The sequence below is a fragment of the Flavobacterium sp. DSR2-3-3 genome (assembly GCF_049896585.1).
Lineage (GTDB): Bacteria > Bacteroidota > Bacteroidia > Flavobacteriales > Flavobacteriaceae > Flavobacterium.
On the sequence record NZ_JAFCUP010000006.1, the window covers coordinates 17,656 to 32,679 of the forward strand.

The 15,024-nt window shown below is 34.7% G+C and carries 20 protein-coding genes and 3 tRNA genes; 11 read left to right on the forward strand and 12 right to left on the reverse strand.

Annotated features, from left to right (window positions below):
- Positions 1 to 555: 555 nt before the first annotated feature.
- On the forward strand, positions 556 to 933 hold the full coding sequence (locus tag ACP7AQ_RS09440; protein WP_426095291.1) for a DUF2809 domain-containing protein: 378 nt from the start codon (positions 556 to 558) through the stop codon (positions 931 to 933).
- 581 nt (positions 934 to 1,514) lie between these two features.
- Here ACP7AQ_RS09440 and ACP7AQ_RS09445 read toward each other — a convergent pair.
- Together ACP7AQ_RS09445 and ACP7AQ_RS09450 are read right to left on the reverse strand one after the other, a co-directional pair.
- Positions 1,515 to 2,354: an alpha/beta hydrolase gene (locus ACP7AQ_RS09445; RefSeq protein WP_426095292.1), complete on the reverse strand. Its 840-nt coding sequence runs from the start codon at positions 2,352 to 2,354 to the stop codon at positions 1,515 to 1,517.
- A 179-nt stretch (positions 2,355 to 2,533) separates the two neighbouring features.
- Entirely contained in the window at positions 2,534 to 2,911 is a 378-nt protein-coding gene (locus tag ACP7AQ_RS09450; protein WP_426063607.1) for a hypothetical protein, read from the reverse strand.
- Between the two features lie 406 nt (positions 2,912 to 3,317).
- Here ACP7AQ_RS09450 and ACP7AQ_RS09455 point away from each other — a divergent pair, with 406 nt between their 5' ends.
- Both ACP7AQ_RS09455 and ACP7AQ_RS09460 read left to right on the forward strand, forming a co-directional pair.
- The gene (locus ACP7AQ_RS09455) at positions 3,318 to 3,602 is read left to right on the forward strand and encodes a rhodanese-like domain-containing protein (RefSeq protein WP_426063606.1); all 285 of its coding nucleotides are present in this window, start codon (positions 3,318 to 3,320) and stop codon (positions 3,600 to 3,602) included.
- Between the two features lies 1 nt (position 3,603).
- Complete coding sequence (locus tag ACP7AQ_RS09460; protein WP_426092656.1) at positions 3,604 to 3,921, forward strand: rhodanese-like domain-containing protein; 318 nt, start codon at positions 3,604 to 3,606, stop codon at positions 3,919 to 3,921.
- 265 nt (positions 3,922 to 4,186) lie between these two features.
- Here ACP7AQ_RS09460 and ACP7AQ_RS09465 read toward each other — a convergent pair whose 3' ends face one another.
- From ACP7AQ_RS09465 to ACP7AQ_RS09475, 3 genes are all read right to left on the reverse strand, one after another.
- Entirely contained in the window at positions 4,187 to 5,281 is a 1,095-nt protein-coding gene (locus tag ACP7AQ_RS09465; RefSeq protein WP_426095293.1) for an alkene reductase, read from the reverse strand.
- A gap of 26 nt (positions 5,282 to 5,307) precedes the next feature.
- On the reverse strand, positions 5,308 to 5,814 hold the full coding sequence (locus tag ACP7AQ_RS09470; protein WP_426095294.1) for a hypothetical protein: 507 nt from the start codon (positions 5,812 to 5,814) through the stop codon (positions 5,308 to 5,310).
- Between the two features lie 92 nt (positions 5,815 to 5,906).
- A complete protein-coding gene (locus tag ACP7AQ_RS09475) occupies positions 5,907 to 6,488 on the reverse strand; it encodes a Crp/Fnr family transcriptional regulator (RefSeq protein ID WP_426095295.1) in 582 nt (193 codons plus the stop codon).
- Between the two features lie 151 nt (positions 6,489 to 6,639).
- Between ACP7AQ_RS09475 and ACP7AQ_RS09480 the strand changes: the two genes are divergently transcribed.
- Both ACP7AQ_RS09480 and ACP7AQ_RS09485 read left to right on the forward strand, forming a co-directional pair.
- Positions 6,640 to 7,491 carry a transketolase gene (locus tag ACP7AQ_RS09480; RefSeq protein ID WP_426095296.1) on the forward strand — a complete coding sequence of 284 codons (852 nt, stop codon included), beginning with the start codon at positions 6,640 to 6,642 and terminating at the stop codon, positions 7,489 to 7,491.
- Between the two features lie 75 nt (positions 7,492 to 7,566).
- Complete coding sequence (locus ACP7AQ_RS09485) at positions 7,567 to 8,520, forward strand: transketolase family protein (protein ID WP_426063599.1); 954 nt, start codon at positions 7,567 to 7,569, stop codon at positions 8,518 to 8,520.
- A gap of 70 nt (positions 8,521 to 8,590) precedes the next feature.
- Here the strand turns inward: ACP7AQ_RS09485 and ACP7AQ_RS09490 are convergent, their stop codons facing one another.
- A complete protein-coding gene (locus tag ACP7AQ_RS09490; protein ID WP_426095297.1) occupies positions 8,591 to 9,586 on the reverse strand; it encodes an FKBP-type peptidyl-prolyl cis-trans isomerase in 996 nt (331 codons plus the stop codon).
- Positions 9,587 to 9,665: 79 nt separating this feature from the next.
- On the opposite strand from ACP7AQ_RS09490, the gene ACP7AQ_RS09495 reads away from it, so the two are divergent.
- Positions 9,666 to 10,055 (forward strand): RNA-binding S4 domain-containing protein, encoded by a 390-nt coding sequence (locus ACP7AQ_RS09495; RefSeq protein ID WP_426063597.1) that lies wholly within the window; start codon positions 9,666 to 9,668, stop codon positions 10,053 to 10,055.
- Between the two features lie 59 nt (positions 10,056 to 10,114).
- Positions 10,115 to 10,615 carry a phosphoribosyltransferase family protein gene (locus tag ACP7AQ_RS09500; RefSeq protein ID WP_426063596.1) on the forward strand — a complete coding sequence of 167 codons (501 nt, stop codon included), beginning with the start codon at positions 10,115 to 10,117 and terminating at the stop codon, positions 10,613 to 10,615.
- On the opposite strand, the gene ACP7AQ_RS09505 is transcribed toward ACP7AQ_RS09500, so the two are convergent.
- Positions 10,607 to 11,125: a shikimate kinase gene (locus ACP7AQ_RS09505; RefSeq protein ID WP_426095298.1), complete on the reverse strand. Its 519-nt coding sequence runs from the start codon at positions 11,123 to 11,125 to the stop codon at positions 10,607 to 10,609. The genes ACP7AQ_RS09500 and ACP7AQ_RS09505 overlap by 9 nt on opposite strands.
- Before the next feature lie 127 nt (positions 11,126 to 11,252).
- Between ACP7AQ_RS09505 and ACP7AQ_RS09510 the strand changes: the two genes are divergently transcribed.
- The 3 genes from ACP7AQ_RS09510 (at position 11,253) to ACP7AQ_RS09520 (ending at position 11,563) form a co-directional block, all read left to right on the forward strand.
- A tRNA-Lys gene (locus tag ACP7AQ_RS09510) sits at positions 11,253 to 11,325 on the forward strand.
- A gap of 39 nt (positions 11,326 to 11,364) precedes the next feature.
- Positions 11,365 to 11,437, forward strand: a tRNA-Lys gene (locus ACP7AQ_RS09515).
- Positions 11,438 to 11,480: 43 nt separating this feature from the next.
- Positions 11,481 to 11,563 (forward strand) — tRNA-Leu (locus tag ACP7AQ_RS09520).
- A gap of 149 nt (positions 11,564 to 11,712) precedes the next feature.
- Here ACP7AQ_RS09520 and ACP7AQ_RS09525 read toward each other — a convergent pair.
- Positions 11,713 to 11,850 carry a hypothetical protein gene (locus tag ACP7AQ_RS09525; RefSeq protein WP_426095299.1) on the reverse strand — a complete coding sequence of 46 codons (138 nt, stop codon included), beginning with the start codon at positions 11,848 to 11,850 and terminating at the stop codon, positions 11,713 to 11,715.
- A 254-nt stretch (positions 11,851 to 12,104) separates the two neighbouring features.
- On the opposite strand from ACP7AQ_RS09525, the gene ACP7AQ_RS09530 reads away from it, so the two are divergent.
- Positions 12,105 to 12,617 carry a tetratricopeptide repeat protein gene (locus ACP7AQ_RS09530; RefSeq protein ID WP_426095300.1) on the forward strand — a complete coding sequence of 171 codons (513 nt, stop codon included), beginning with the start codon at positions 12,105 to 12,107 and terminating at the stop codon, positions 12,615 to 12,617.
- Between the two features lie 86 nt (positions 12,618 to 12,703).
- Here ACP7AQ_RS09530 and ACP7AQ_RS09535 read toward each other — a convergent pair whose 3' ends face one another.
- The 4 genes from ACP7AQ_RS09535 to ACP7AQ_RS09550 all read right to left on the reverse strand — a co-directional run bounded on the left by ACP7AQ_RS09535 (position 12,704) and on the right by ACP7AQ_RS09550 (position 14,908).
- Positions 12,704 to 13,237 carry a DUF4252 domain-containing protein gene (locus ACP7AQ_RS09535; RefSeq protein ID WP_426095301.1) on the reverse strand — a complete coding sequence of 178 codons (534 nt, stop codon included), beginning with the start codon at positions 13,235 to 13,237 and terminating at the stop codon, positions 12,704 to 12,706.
- A gap of 1 nt (position 13,238) precedes the next feature.
- Positions 13,239 to 13,841, reverse strand: coding sequence for a DUF4252 domain-containing protein (locus ACP7AQ_RS09540; RefSeq protein WP_426095302.1), 603 nt, complete (start codon positions 13,839 to 13,841; stop codon positions 13,239 to 13,241).
- 73 nt (positions 13,842 to 13,914) lie between these two features.
- Positions 13,915 to 14,412 (reverse strand): hypothetical protein, encoded by a 498-nt coding sequence (locus ACP7AQ_RS09545; protein WP_426095303.1) that lies wholly within the window; start codon positions 14,410 to 14,412, stop codon positions 13,915 to 13,917.
- Positions 14,399 to 14,908 (reverse strand): RNA polymerase sigma factor, encoded by a 510-nt coding sequence (locus ACP7AQ_RS09550; RefSeq protein WP_426092643.1) that lies wholly within the window; start codon positions 14,906 to 14,908, stop codon positions 14,399 to 14,401. Before ACP7AQ_RS09550 ends, ACP7AQ_RS09545 begins: the two co-directional genes overlap by 14 nt.
- Positions 14,909 to 15,024: the final 116 nt, after the last annotated feature.

Here is a 15,024-nt window from a genome sequence, read left to right on the forward strand (position 1 = left end):
GCCGCAACATGTTAATGGCAACCGGCACGCAACGAAAAAATGAATATACAGGAACTACGTAGTATAAATGTGCAGATTGAAACTTATCAATCAATTTTTTTGATACTAAAATGTGATCAAAAAATAGATTGTTTTGACATTTTCGGCAAATAAGAATTTGGATTGAAAAAAGGCACAATTGGAGAACTTAAATGTTTTGAAACTCAGCCGTTATTGATTAATTATGCAGAGAATAAAATTGTAAAGTTGCCAGCAGATTATTATTGCGGTTCCACAAGAAATTATGCTGCATTAAAAATGAAGTACAGGTAACTTGATTAGATTTACTTTAGTTGGCAATTGGAATGGACACAGTTTGCAAAACTGCGCTAACGATTATGGTAAATTCGGATAGCTGTTTCCAAATATTTACGGCGATGGCAAATAGCTTGAATATTGAGAAAATCAACAAAAATATTGATCCGAAATCTATGTGAAAATGCTGTTAAAAAAATTAAATGAAGTTTAAATTAAACAAATTTATACTCTGACTGACCAAATCGTTAAACTAAAAACATGTTTCAATTCAACCGCAACTATTTTGCGCTCACCATTTTGCTTTTTGTGATGGAAATTGCAATTGGTTTGTATGTGCACGACAACTTTATAAGACCTTATTTTGGCGATTTTTTAGTAGTGATTCTACTCTATTGTTTTCTGAAATCCTTTGTAAAAGTATCCGTTTGGGTAGCCGCAGCTCTTGTTTTACTTTTTTCATTTGCTATCGAAAGCGCACAATATTTAAATTTGGTTGAAAAATTAGGATTACAGCATTCAAAAATAGCTAAAGTTGTTCTTGGAAATTCTTTTGCGTGGATGGATTTGCTTGCATATACGTTGGGTATTTTGGCTGTGATTATCATGGAGAAAATTTTATTTAAAATGAAAGGCTAGAAAGCAATAATTACTTCGAGCTCATATTAAAAGAATCAAATTCTTGTAAAAATAAAGTACGTTTTTAAGAACCAATACTAAAAACTTTAAAAATATGATTCAAAAATTATTATCCCCAGCTTCTTAGTCTGCTCATGTAACGGATTGAAATTCGCGTTTTGCAAGACTACCATTTGGTTTATTGATGTTGGTCACGGTATTCCAAAAATGATGAAGCAAATCAATAACACAAAGTAATTTAGTGATCCAATTGGCATCATAGTGCCCGACTCATTGGCTTTAACTGTTTTTGCCGAAGATTTGTGCTCCGTAATAATTGTAAGATGATTTTGGACCAGACTGGCTTTAATTCCACTTATTATTACGATGGCAGTTGCCGTGTATAATGTTCAGATCAATGATGGACTAGAAACTATTGACTTAGCACCACTCTATTTTCTGTACTATTGCGCTCTGCTTTTTATGAGAAAGTGGTCAATATTCTGTTGATGCAATTTTGAAAAGAAAATCATAAACCAACTATTCTTGAAATTTTAATAGTACAACCTTAGTCATGCTGTTTTTAAGGTATATTTAAAGTTTTACTTTTTGTGCAATTTCATAAAAGCAATAATCTCATCAAAGCGTTTGCTCCAAGGCGAGAAATACTGAAGCACCATCGGGACATGCCTTTTGTTTAATTTAATTGGCTCCACATCAGGTTGGAAGGTTTGTAAAGCAACTAAAAAACGGCTATTGGCAATTTTTATGGAATTATAAGTTTTATCTCCTACATAAATTAAAAAGGGAGGCGCGTTTTTGTTTAAAAAATAGATTGGCGAAGCGTCTTTCCATTGCTCAGGATTTGCGGTCCAAGTGGTGAGATAATCGTCTTTTGCCGTTGGCGGATTTTCTTCCAAATAATTTTTCATATCTAATCCTGCCGCATCGTTGAGGATGATTCCAGCAATAGTTCCGGAAGCAATTCCGAACTTTGGATTCATAACCGCCAAAGCACCAAGATGCCCACCTGCAGAATGACCGTTAATATAAATCATATTGGGATTACCATTGTACTGGCTGATGTTCTTTTTTGTCCACTGGATTACGGACACAATCTGCCGTGCCATTTCATCATACGTAGCGTCAGGGCTTAACGTATAATCCGGGATAACAGTAATGACTCCTTTGCTGGCAAAATTCCTGCCCAGTAAATCATACGTTCCTTTCCTTCCACTATTCCAATTTCCTCCGTGCACAAAAATTAAAACAGGGACTTGCGCTGCACTTGATTTTCGCGGCACAAAAACATTCAGTCTGGGTACTTTTGAGCTATTTTTATCCACAGATTCTAAATACAAAATATCAGTACTTTTTTTCGCAGCGCAATTGACTAACATAAAAGCACTTAATAAAACGATAGTGAAGTAGGAGAAACGCATATTTTTTTTTACAAATATAAAATTAAAAAAAGTAGTCTGACACCGCTCATTCTACAAACACAAAACAAAAATCAATCAAAAAATACAAATACTTTTCTTATTTGACTTTTAAAACGCTGTGGTTCTAAACAAAAGAAGCTGCCTTTTGAGACAGCTTCTTCGTATTTATCTGTAATTGATTAGTTAAATTGTGAAGCCACATATTCAATTAAGCTTTCATCATTCATTTTATTAGAAGTACTTTGTTTAGTCTCTACATTTTTGTATTGTGGAGTTTCACCCAAATATTTAATGAATTGTTCCTGAGCTGTTCCAGGACCTGTTACATGTAATTCATCAACATTTTGCATGTGAGCAGTAATGCTTTTGAATAATTTATGAAGTGAATCTCTTTCAGCATTATTAGCTGCATTTTCATTTGAGTTACCACCCTGACCTTCTTCTTTTTCGTGTCCTAAAACTACGAAATCTCCAGAATCTACATTTTCTTTACCTACAATAATTGCATGATGTGAATCCATCCAAACTCCAAATTGTTTTTTACTTTTCTCTGACATTATTTTTTATTTATTTGTTTAATACTTTGTTTTTAAATCGTCAAAAAGTATGCCGTGAAAGCTTAAATACTTTTTCTTTTAAAAACAAGAAATTATTGTCAGTTATTCAGGCTCTGCCTTTAACAAAAAATTTAAGATTGACAGAAATAAATTGTAGGTAAAAATTAATGAAATATAGCTACCTTTATTATCGTCCTGTAATAAAAAATTGCTAACCAAAATATTCTGAAAGTAATGGATTTCTAAAATCATTATTTCTTTATTTTTTAATTTATTAATGGCGACTTAAAATAAAAAACTCAACATCTTTTTGTGTGACAAATGACACCAAAAACCAACTCTGTAATTGTAATTTTGTACCATGCAAACAGCTGTAAAAACGCGCAAATATCTTAAAAATAAAACTATGGAAGTATCAAAAATAATCAAAGAAAAACTGGGGACCATTGTCGATGTGCGCTCCTATGATGAATTTATGGGTGGCCATGTTGCAGGTTCATTCAATATTCCGTTGAATGAAATTCCGCATAGAATGCACGAAATACAGGAACTCAAAGCGCCTTTGATACTGTGTTGCGCCTCTGGAAATAGAAGTGGTCAGGCGCAAGTGTTTCTGACCGCACATGGTGTCGAGTGTTATAACGGCGGTTCGTGGCTGGATGTGAATTACCTTCAATCTCAATCTGAATAAAATGATAGAAAGACTCAAAAAATTATTCGGACTTGGTTCCAAAGTGAACTATCCGGAATTAGTGCAAAACGGAGCCATTATCGTTGATGTGCGCAGCAAAGCGGAATATTCCACGGGGCATATAAAAGATTCTATTAATATTCCTGTTGATGCGCTACGCAATAATCTCTACAAACTGAAAGATAAAAACCAACCTATAATTACGTGTTGCGCTTCAGGAATGCGAAGTGCTTCGGCAAAAAGTATTTTGAAATCAAATGGATATACAACAATTTATAATGGTGGTGGATGGAGCAGTCTCAGAAATAAAATAAGCTAAATAAAAAACTAATTTGTTAGCGATGAAGCTTGATGAAAAGAAAAAAAAAATGCAACATCGACAGGAATTGTAATGTCGACTATCAACAAACAAGCCTGCATAGCGTATACAATTACAAATATTAAATGATAATTTTAATATCAAAACAGCATTACTAACTGTTTTCCAATAAGTAAGAAGCCCGCTAAATGCGGGCTTCTTTGTGAATTATAATCTGACTTGAATAAAAATGTATTGTATTTTTTCAGCTAACGAAAAATTTCTATTATTCAGCCATGGCCGGATAATCAGTATATCCTTTCACTGTGTCAGTGTAAAACGTACTTTGGTCTGGTGTGTTTAATGGCGCATCAGCTTCAAAACGAGCCACTAAATCCGGATTCGCAATAAAGGGAACTCCATAAGCAACAAGATCAGCGTAACCGTCCTCGATAACTTTGATACCCGTTTCTTTATTAAAACTTTTATTGATGATTAAAGTTCCTTTATAAAACGGTCTGAAATGTTTGGCCACTTCAGTAACTGCAAAAGGTACATCATCCACTGGCGTAAAAGGCTCCGTTAAATGCACATACGCTAAACCATAATCATTTAAACGGTTTACAATATATTCATGCGTTGGAATTGTCTCTTTGTCCAGCATCATTCCCTGCGAATTGTGCAATGTAGGATTCAATCGAACGCCAACTTTGGAATAATCAATAACACCTTTTAAAGCGTCAAGAATATCAAATAGGATTCGGGATTTATTTTCAATTGAACCGCCGTATTCATCGATACGATGATTGGAATAACCATTAAAAAACTGTTGCAACAAATACCCGTTGGCAGCGTGCAATTCGATTCCGTCAAAACCTGCAGTCATCGCATTTTTTGCTCCGTTTTTAAAATCTAGAACGGTCTGTTTAATGTCTTCAATCGTCATTTCTTTTGGAGTCACCGTATCTACAAAACCATCTTTGGTGTAGGCTTTTGCATGAGGATTCAGCGCTGAAGGTGCGTGTGGTAATTCGCCATTATGTAAATCCGGATGCGACAATCGTCCCGTGTGCCACAATTGCGCGAATATAGTTCCTCCTTTTTCGTGTACTGATTTTGTAACCAGTTTCCAACCTTCAGTTTGTCCTGCACTGTAAATTCCAGGCACATTGATAAAACCAACTGCTTTTGTGCTTACAAACGTTCCCTCAGAAACAATTAAACCTGCTGTAGTTCTTTGCGCATAATATTCTGCTGTAAGCGCTGTAGCAACATTTCCTTCATTATTAGAACGGCTTCGCGTCATTGGCGCCATCACCATTCTGTTTTTTAAAGTACGGCTTCCTAATGTATAGGGTTGAAATAAAATTGATTTACTCATTTGATTTTTTGTTAAAAATTAGTAGTTTATGTATATGCAATACTGGCTTTCAAACCAATACTTGTAAAAAGAGTCCAAATAGTTTTTAAGGTTTCTTCATCATTTCCTTTTAAAAGAACGGAATTTTCTACTTCATCCATTGATTCGAAACTCTGAATAACTTTAGAAAAAGGAAATAAAAGCTGTAATTTGTCAAGAGTACTTTCAAAATCAATCGTATTCTTTTCGTTCACCAAAACAAGTACGATTTTACCCGTAGCGACTCTTTTGATTTTTTTAGTAAAATTATCATCAGTTGCCGCATCATTTGAAAGTATTATAATATCCGCCTCCCAGCTTGCATTAGTTGGACAAATCATCATCTCCGCATTTGCCTTTGGAAACTCTAAAAGTATTTGGGCATAAACATTATTCAGCACAACAGCATCATAATCAAACAACAAAACGGAATTGGTTTTGGCAATTTGCTTCGCTAAAAAAATACTTTTGGTTTCTGAAACTCCGAGGACTGCAAATGTTCTTCTATTTGACATGAACTTTTATTTTCAGGACAAATTTAAGGCTGTACGGCTTAAATAACAGTTGATGTAAAACAAGAAATTCTATTGATCTAAATCAATTTTAATTAACTCCGATTGTTAATTTGTTTGCGAACCCGACTCAATGTTTCGGGTTTAAGTCCAAGGTAGGAAGCGATCATGTGTTGGGGAACACGATTTACAATTCCGGGATAAGCAATTCCTAAATTGATATATTTTTCTTCGGCGGTTTCTGTTAAGGCTGAATTTATTCTGGCTTGATTTGCGATATAAGCATTTTGCAATAACAAGCGTTGGTATCTTTCGAACATGGGAATTTTATCCATCAAAGCTTCTCTGGCAGCTGTTGTCAGCAAAAGTAGTTCAGAATCTTCAAGTGCTTCAATGGTATAAATAGAGTTACTGTTGGTCAAAAAACTGGACAAATCAGTAATCCACCAGCCTTCAATTGCAAATTGTACGATGTGTTCATTTCCTTTTTCATCCATGGAAAAAGAGCGAAGAATTCCTTTTTCAATAAAGGCATTGTAGACGCAAATATCTCCTTCCTGCAACAAAGTCTGTTTTTTGCGCAACTTTTTAGGGATAAAAAAAGTTTTACACAACTCCATTTCTACTTGAGTCAGTATCACTTTTTCCTGAATGCTTTTGAATAATTGTTCAAACATGGCTGCAAGGTACTAAATACTCAATTATCCATGAAAAATTTTATTGTTGCTAAATTTATAATCTTTGATAACTATTAACAAATCTAAAAATGGAACCTTTTATTAATCAAATTATCTGATTATATTTGCGCAGTCTAATTTTAATACACAAATGAAACCGAACACACAACAATTAAACGATTTAACAATCCAAGTCAGAAGAGATATTCTTCGAATGGTACACGCAGTCAACTCAGGCCACCCAGGTGGTTCTTTAGGTTGCGCTGAATTTCTTGTAGTCTTATACCAAAATATAATGGAACGCAAAGAAGGTTTTGATATGAATGGTATTGAAGAAGATCTTTTCTTCCTTTCGAACGGGCATATTTCACCAGTGTTTTATAGCGTTTTGGCAAGAAGTGGTTATTTTCCGGTTTCAGAACTGGCTACTTTCCGTTTGATCAATTCGAGGTTACAAGGTCATCCAACTACACATGACGGATTACCTGGAATTCGTATTGCGTCTGGTTCTCTTGGACAAGGATTATCAGTAGGGATTGGAGCTGCTCAAGCAAAAAAATTAAATGGTGACAATCATATTATTTACACGCTTCACGGCGATGGTGAATTGCAGGAAGGTCAAAACTGGGAAGCAATCATGTATGCTTCTGCAAAAAAAGTGGACAACCTTATCGCTACAATCGATTTAAACGGAAAACAAATTGATGGTTCTACTGACGAAGTTTTAGCTATGGGAAGTGTCCGTGCTAAATTTGAAGCTTTTGATTGGGATGTTTTAGAAATTGAAAAAGGAAACGATATAGAAGCTATTATTGCTGGTATGAACGACGCCAAATCAAGAACTGGAAAAGGAAAACCAGTTTGTGTATTGTTGCACACTGAAATGGGTAATGGTGTAGATTTTATGATGTACAGTCACGCTTGGCACGGTAAAGCGCCTAATGATACGCAACTTGAAATTGCTTTAGGTCAAAATTACATTGGAGGAGAAAGCGACTATTAAATAATTATGAATTATAAATTATAAATTGTGAGTTCTCATAATCGTTTGATTTATAAATTATTCAATTAAGAAAAAATGAAGAAATATACAAATACAGGAAGTAAAGATACGCGTTCAGGTTTTGGAGCGGGAATGACTGAATTAGGTCAAAAAAACGAAAATGTTGTGGCACTTTGTGCAGATTTGATAGGCTCCTTAAAATTTGATGATTTCAAGAAAAACCATCCGGAGCGTTTTTTCCAAATTGGAATCGCGGAAGCCAACATGATTGGAATTGCCGCAGGTTTAACCATAGGAGGAAAAATTCCTTTTACCGGAACTTTCGCTAACTTTTCTACAGGAAGAGTGTACGATCAAATTCGTCAGTCGGTTGCGTATTCAGAGAAAAATGTGAAAATTTGTGCTTCACATGCCGGGTTAACTTTAGGAGAAGACGGTGCAACACACCAAATCCTTGAAGATATTGGTTTAATGAAAATGTTGCCGGGAATGACTGTGATTAATACGTGTGATTACAACCAGACAAAAGCAGCTACATTAGCTATTGCAGATCACCACGGTCCTGTTTATTTGCGTTTTGGTCGTCCGGTGGTGCCAAACTTTATGCCCGCTGATGAGCCTTTCGAAATAGGAAAAGCAATTGTTTTAACTGAAGGTTCTGATGTAACTATTGTAGCTACAGGACATTTAGTTTGGGAGGCGTTAATCGCGGCTGAAGCATTAGAAGCACAAGGAATTTCGGCTGAAGTAATCAATATTCATACGATCAAACCATTGGATGAAGAAGCTATTTTGAATTCATTGGCTAAAACAAAATGTATTGTTACCGCTGAGGAACATAATATTCTTGGTGGTCTTGGCGAAAGCATTTCCAGAGTCTTAGCCTTGAACAGTCCGTTACCGCAAGAATTTGTGGCGGTGAACGACAGCTTTGGAGAATCCGGAACACCAGAACAATTAATGGACAAATACAAATTGAACAATCAAGCGATTGTTGAAGCTGTAGAAAGAGTGATGAAAAGAAAATAATCTCTTCATTTAGTACCAAAAAAAAACAGTTCAATTTAGATTGAACTGTTTTTTTTTTAAATTGTATTTTTTAGTTACATTTCACTAAATGTCTTTTTATCCTTGCGGGATCGGTCGTGTTTCCGTTACATGCAGGAATAGCTTCAAAAGGAATCAAAACACCATTAGCATTTGTGATTTCAGTTTTGGTGCTCACACCATCACCATCATCATCCGTATCTAAAAAATTAGGAATTCCATCTTTATCAGTATCATCCGGATTTGCGACACCAGTTGCAAAAACACTCATATAACCATCTCCATCCAAATCCTCTTGAAAATTTTTAATTCCATCACCATCCGAATCAACTCTTCTAATTTCATATAATTTAATACTAAAAACCAATGGCGCATAAGCTGGAATAGAGCCATTTCCTGTATTATAATAACCTAATCCCGAAGGTATAAAAAGAACTCCCGCTCCAAAATCTTTGTAAGAAATGGTACCATCAGTATTAGATGAATATGTTCCTGATTTAAATTCCGGAAAAGATTGCTCCCAACCTTTAATAAGAGGGTCATTAGGATTATATAAGTAAAAAAACTGCTGCGGACTCTTAGCTTCTTCGAAAAAAGTAGCTGTTAACGTTTCAACTTCGGCAACTTTTTGACGGGACAAATAATCTCCTTTATAAGAAGTTAGTATCCCGTCCGTATTTGTAGGTGAGATTCCTGTTCCTTCTCTTAAAACCAAGTAATACAATGTATACGTAATGTCGTGAAGTTTTACAGGTCTACTCAAAAGTTTAGGATATGTAGGACTCTTCAAATAAGAATAGATAGAAGGTTGCGTTCCACCTGTTGCAATCTTAGTAAACGTAACATCTTGATCGTCTTGAAAACCGGCGTGGTTCACAACGGTAAAATAATATGTTTTTAAATACTCTTCAATATCCGTTAAATCAGTTGCATATTGCACTGCATAGTCTCTTGGTGGGGTGATTTCTGCTGGGGCATCATCCTTTGAACATGAAAATAAAGAGACGGTTGTAATTAATAGAATAAAATAATACTTAAATTTGTTCATTATAGCTAATTTTTTAAGTGCGCAAGATACAATATTGATTGATTTTTGTAAACTATTTAACTCCGATTTTAGAAAATTTATGAGAATAGATAAATATTTATGGTGCATGCGGTACTACAAAACCAGAAACATGGTTACCGAAGCCTGTAAGAAGAATCACGTAACGGTAAACGGTCTAGTTGCCAAACCTTCAAAGGAAGTTTTCCCTACTGATAAAATTACATTTAGAAAAGACCAAATTACCCAAATCATTACGGTTTTGGACATTCCTGAAAACCGTGTCGGGGCAAAATTAGTTGATATTTACAGGCGAAACGATACGCCGGCAGAAGCGTATCAACATCTTGAACTTTTAAAATTATCGAAAGAACACTATCGAAAAAATGGAACTGGAAGACCAACTAAAAAAGACCGAAGAGACATTGATGAATTTGGTAATGAAATAATTACTGACGACAGCACCGAATAAAAAACAGGACATAATCTAAGATCTCAATTGGCGGTAACTTTAAACAATAAACTAAAATAATGAGCAGAAATATCATCTTAACGAAACAAGAAATAGAGCATAAAATAAAAAGAATTGCGTACCAAATCTATGAAACCTTTGTAGACGAAGAAGAAATTGTAATTGCCGGAATTGCCACTAACGGTTTTATTTTTGCAAAAAAAATCGCATTGGTTCTGGAATCCATATCACCCATTAAAGTTTCGCTTTGCGAAGTACAAATCAACAAACAAAATCCGCAGTTGCCCATTTACACTTCCTTACTAAAAGAACAATACGCTAATAAAGGCTTAATTCTGGTTGACGATGTATTGAATTCAGGAACAACACTAATTTACGCAGTAAGGCATTTTATTGACGTTCCGTTGAAAAAATTCAAAACAGCGGTTCTCGTTGACAGAAACCACAAAAAGTATCCGGTAAAAGCAGATTTTAAGGGAATATCGCTTTCTACCTCATTACTGGAACATGTGCATGTTATTTTTGATCAAGACAATGATGATTGTGCGTATTTAAGCTAAAATAGCAACAATATCTAAAACCGTCTGATCAATGGTTTTATTATCAACTACCACTTTGTATTGCGCCTGATTGTAATAAAAGCTTCGATCAAAAAGATGTTTTGCAATAAACTCTTTCATTTCGTCCTCGCTTTTAGCGGCTATAAGAGGACGTTTGCTTTTATTAAGCTTCAATCTATTAAATAAAGTCTGAATTGACGCTTTAAGATAAATAGAAACAACATTATCGCCTTTTAACAACTCATGGTTATTGGCATAACACGGCGTACCTCCGCCCAATCCTACAATTAATTGCTCTGGCGAATTCAATAATTCGACAAAAACTTCATGTTCTAACTTTCTAAAATATATTTCTCCATGTTTCTCAAAAATGGTATTTATGGATAAATTTGCTCTCTCTTCAATTTTTTTATCCAAATCCACAAAAGGAATTCCGATATTTTTGGACAGATTATTTGCAATTGTGGACTTACCACAACCCATATAACCCAATAATATAATTTTTTTCATCTGAATAAAACCTTACAAATTAAGGTGTTGAGTAATTTTGTTTAAAAAAGACAAATTTATAATAAAATTGCTTTGAAAACTCCAAAATAAGTCCTTATATTTGCACCCGCGTTCAAGGAAAGAATATGACTCGATAGCTCAGTTGGTAGAGCACATCACTTTTAATGATGGGGTCCTGGGTTCGAGCCCCAGTCGGGTCACAATTTTAGTGATCAACACATAATTTTCTTGAAAGCATTGACTCGATAGCTCAGTTGGTAGAGCACATCACTTTTAATGATGGGGTCCTGGGTTCGAGCCCCAGTCGGGTCACAAAAAGGTCGAGTAATTTATTACTGGACCTTTTCTTTTTTAAGGCCACGTGGAGAAACGGTAGACTTGCCAGCTTGAGGGGCTGGTGCTCGCAAGGGCGTGCGGGTTCAAATCCCGCCGTGGTCACAAAGCAAAATGCTTCTAAAACAATCAAGTACACTTGAAGGTTTCAGAAGCATTTTGCTTTTTACAAAAAATCATTTTATGAAAAATAATCAGACGATATTCATAAGCAATTGTTTTTTTTCAATTTTAAAAAATATTTCCTAACGCATTTAAAAAAAAATAACCATCAAAATTCCCACGGACAGGCTTCCTGCAAAAAAGAAGAAAGTACCAATGTATAAAAATGTTGTATTGTTTTTTACTTTCATAGGTTTACTGCTTTGTCTTTCTGGTACTGTGTTTCCCATCTTTAGTGCTGTTTTAATTCGATAAATAATGATTCAATTTAAAATCTCAACTTATGCAAAATTACGGGTATAAAAAAGGTTCCACAATACCAACTTTTAGTGATTTTTTAATTGAATCTAAGATTGATAAAGGCTATTCAAAATAAAACTCATTTCTATTCGTTAACTAAATAACTAAAAAACAATTGTACCTTTATATAATTGTCACCCATTAATAATTAAAGAAATTCCCCCAATTTCAAACCTTAAATTTTATGAGAAAATTAGTCCTACTAGCATTATTATTATTATTAACTTCCTTATCGGGATGGAGTCAAAATCCAATCGCTTATGACTTATTTGACAAAGCGTTAAAGAAAGCAGAAGTGGGAAACAACAAAGGCGCCATCGATGATTACAGTAAAGCAATTCGAATTGATCCTTTATTCGCCTCGGCTTACCTAAACAGAGCTCTTTTGAAACAAAAATTAGGTGACATTAAAGGTGCTTTAAACGATGTAGACACAACAATAAAAGTAGAACCTAAAAGAAGTGATGCTTACACCACAAGAGCCGACATTAACTATAAAGCGAAGGATTACAAAAGTACGATCGAAGATTGCACCATGTCTATTAGTTTAAACGAAAAGGATTATATCGCGTATAATTTAAGAGGCCTTTCTAATTTTCATTCTAAAAACAAGAAAAATGCCTGTGCCGATTTTACCAAAGCAATCCAATTAGGCAGTCAGAGTGCCATAAAAAACAAAAAAATGTTTTGTAAATAAAAGGTTGACACAAATTATTTAAAATTTACTCCATAAAAAAAGCGTCTTGAAACTATCAAGACGCTTTTCATTAGCTGTAAACCCATTTATTTCATTAATTGCTGTAATGGTTTCAATTGTTCTAAATCGATGTTGGATTGTTGTAACACACTCATCATAGTCATTACACTGGTGGGGTTCATATCTTTGCCCAAAATTCTCACCACTGCAAAACCATTTTCTTTTTTATTGGCATAAAAAACAAATTCCTCGATATGTTCATCGGAACCAACAAAGCTAACCGAAGCACCTTCTTTGCCTGAACCAAATTTCATCAGTTGCTGATACTTTTTGTCTTGTAAAATCAAGTCAACTTTGGCGCGTTCCGTTTCAAACTCCGCCTTGTTGGTACCATTTAATTTGAAAGCCAGCACATTAATTTTGTCAAAGGATTTCAAAGCATCAATTTGTGCCACTGACAATTTTGTTTTATCCACATTCAAAATATCGGGAGAAACATCAAGTGCAACAAAATTTTTGTTTTCGGTGTTTTCAACAAAATACTTTTGCAAGGTTGGCTCCGAGCTGCAACTAATCAGGAACATACTGAAAATTAGTGCAATTCCATAGATCATTTTCATCTTATTTTTTACCTTTAGTTGCTTTCTTCAGGTCCTCGCCTCCAGGAATTCTCATCTTATCGGTAAGAATCGAAATTTCATTCAAATCGAAAGTACCGGTCAGAGACATCAGAACCGTATCGTCATTTTTAGCCCCTTCAATAAACATAAGTAATTCTTTTATTTGTGAATCAGTTGAACCTGATTTCACCAAAATTTTTATGTTTCTGCCATTCTCATTTACGCGCATCAACTCTTCCAAGCCGGCTGATTTGATGTACTTGTCGGCAACTAATTTCATTTCTCCCTCTACCCGAGTGCTTTTGGTAGTGAAAACTTTTAAATTATCAAGCTTTTTTATTAACGCCAAGTATTGTTGGGTTTCTTTGTCAGAAGCGTCAACTTTTACTTTACTCATCAAGTCAAACATTTTTTTATTGACAATAATTGAGGTTACATCATCTTGTCCGTCAAATTTATCGAAGGCTGTTTGCGCAAAAATTGGACTCGCAATAAAAACCAGTAATACGATGATTAAAAACTTTTTAGATGAACTTAGACGTGAGTTCTTTTGAATCTGTTTTGCTGGTATGCAAAAACTTGGATTGGGATTGATTGATTTCATTTTTTTAATTTGTTTACGATTATTTTAATTGATTGTAGCGTTTTACGCCGTGATTAATATTTTTCGGAAGATATTAAATGCCCCCGGATTTATTTTTTTGTTTTCTGAACACTTTATTTTTAGCAATTTGATACTCTTCAATATACTTTACACTTTCTATGCCAACGTTTACGTTATTCGACAATAAATACAACGCTTTTTGAGTCGCTTTGAAAGCTAGTTCAGGATCATCGTAAGTTCCCAAATCTTTACTTTTAGTCACCGTTTCCGAATCATAAAACATATACGTTCCTACTCCCATCAAAACAACAACCGAAGCCGCAATAGAGAACCAAGCTAAATTCCTTTTTTTATACTTGTTTTCTACCTTATGAATTTCGAATGCTGGAATTTCCTGCTTGTACTGCTGCCCTTTTGCAACAGCAAAATGTTTAAATAACGATGCATATTGTTGTAAATGTGGAGCAACCTCAGGTGACGCAAAATAATCCTGCAATTCTTGCTCGTCATTAATCGTGGTTTCCCCTTCAAAATATTTTTTTAGTAACGTTTCTGCTTTATATAATTCCATAATTGTGTGTTTTCGTCATGTATTCTCGTATCGTTTTTCGTGCTCTGGACAGTGAAACTCTAATGGCACTCTCCGTCATATCAAGCATTTTAGCCATTTCTTCAAATTCATATTGCTCAATGTCCCGGAGTTGAATGATCATTCGCTGCTGCTCCGGCAATTGACTTATACTTCTTTCAACCCAATTCAAACTATCATTATCTTCCAGTTTCTTGTCCAAAGCAGGAGCTGAATCTGTATAGTTACTAGAAACAATTTTCAGATTATCTGCTCGCTTGGATTTCAATTGATCTAAACAATAATTTTTTGTAATGGTCATCGCAAATGCCTCAATACTGCTATAACTGGAAAGCCCGCCATTCTTGCTCCATAATTTCACCAAAACTTCTTGAGTCGCATCTTCGGCTTCCTCGGTACTCACCAGCAATCGCTTGGCCAACCTGAAGACTTTGTCTTTGAAAGGAGCCACAATTAGCACAAACTCATTTTGGTTCATAAAAATTAGGTATTAAACTGATTATAGAATTAAGACGATTCAAATTTATTTTTGCAACATCGAACATAAAATAAAACTAAAGTTAGTATTTTTACGTTTATTAAGATTAAAACAAA

What these genes read in the sequence shown, in the direction of transcription:
- ACP7AQ_RS09440 (WP_426095291.1), top strand. Translation starts at nt 556, where the DNA reads ATGTTTCAATTCAACCGCAACTATTTTGCGCTCACCATTTTGCTTTTT.
- ACP7AQ_RS09445 (WP_426095292.1), bottom strand. Translation starts at nt 2,354, where the DNA reads ATGCGTTTCTCCTACTTCACTATCGTTTTATTAAGTGCTTTTATGTTA.
- ACP7AQ_RS09450 (WP_426063607.1), bottom strand. Translation starts at nt 2,911, where the DNA reads ATGTCAGAGAAAAGTAAAAAACAATTTGGAGTTTGGATGGATTCACAT.
- ACP7AQ_RS09455 (WP_426063606.1), top strand. Translation starts at nt 3,318, where the DNA reads ATGGAAGTATCAAAAATAATCAAAGAAAAACTGGGGACCATTGTCGAT.
- ACP7AQ_RS09460 (WP_426092656.1), top strand. Translation starts at nt 3,604, where the DNA reads ATGATAGAAAGACTCAAAAAATTATTCGGACTTGGTTCCAAAGTGAAC.
- ACP7AQ_RS09465 (WP_426095293.1), bottom strand. Translation starts at nt 5,281, where the DNA reads ATGAGTAAATCAATTTTATTTCAACCCTATACATTAGGAAGCCGTACT.
- ACP7AQ_RS09470 (WP_426095294.1), bottom strand. Translation starts at nt 5,814, where the DNA reads ATGTCAAATAGAAGAACATTTGCAGTCCTCGGAGTTTCAGAAACCAAA.
- ACP7AQ_RS09475 (WP_426095295.1), bottom strand. Translation starts at nt 6,488, where the DNA reads ATGTTTGAACAATTATTCAAAAGCATTCAGGAAAAAGTGATACTGACT.
- ACP7AQ_RS09480 (WP_426095296.1), top strand. Translation starts at nt 6,640, where the DNA reads ATGAAACCGAACACACAACAATTAAACGATTTAACAATCCAAGTCAGA.
- ACP7AQ_RS09485 (WP_426063599.1), top strand. Translation starts at nt 7,567, where the DNA reads ATGAAGAAATATACAAATACAGGAAGTAAAGATACGCGTTCAGGTTTT.
- ACP7AQ_RS09490 (WP_426095297.1), bottom strand. Translation starts at nt 9,586, where the DNA reads ATGAACAAATTTAAGTATTATTTTATTCTATTAATTACAACCGTCTCT.
- ACP7AQ_RS09495 (WP_426063597.1), top strand. Translation starts at nt 9,666, where the DNA reads ATGAGAATAGATAAATATTTATGGTGCATGCGGTACTACAAAACCAGA.
- ACP7AQ_RS09500 (WP_426063596.1), top strand. Translation starts at nt 10,115, where the DNA reads ATGAGCAGAAATATCATCTTAACGAAACAAGAAATAGAGCATAAAATA.
- ACP7AQ_RS09505 (WP_426095298.1), bottom strand. Translation starts at nt 11,125, where the DNA reads ATGAAAAAAATTATATTATTGGGTTATATGGGTTGTGGTAAGTCCACA.
- ACP7AQ_RS09525 (WP_426095299.1), bottom strand. Translation starts at nt 11,850, where the DNA reads ATGGGAAACACAGTACCAGAAAGACAAAGCAGTAAACCTATGAAAGTA.
- ACP7AQ_RS09530 (WP_426095300.1), top strand. Translation starts at nt 12,105, where the DNA reads ATGAGAAAATTAGTCCTACTAGCATTATTATTATTATTAACTTCCTTA.
- ACP7AQ_RS09535 (WP_426095301.1), bottom strand. Translation starts at nt 13,237, where the DNA reads ATGAAAATGATCTATGGAATTGCACTAATTTTCAGTATGTTCCTGATT.
- ACP7AQ_RS09540 (WP_426095302.1), bottom strand. Translation starts at nt 13,841, where the DNA reads ATGAAATCAATCAATCCCAATCCAAGTTTTTGCATACCAGCAAAACAG.
- ACP7AQ_RS09545 (WP_426095303.1), bottom strand. Translation starts at nt 14,412, where the DNA reads ATGGAATTATATAAAGCAGAAACGTTACTAAAAAAATATTTTGAAGGG.
- ACP7AQ_RS09550 (WP_426092643.1), bottom strand. Translation starts at nt 14,908, where the DNA reads ATGAACCAAAATGAGTTTGTGCTAATTGTGGCTCCTTTCAAAGACAAA.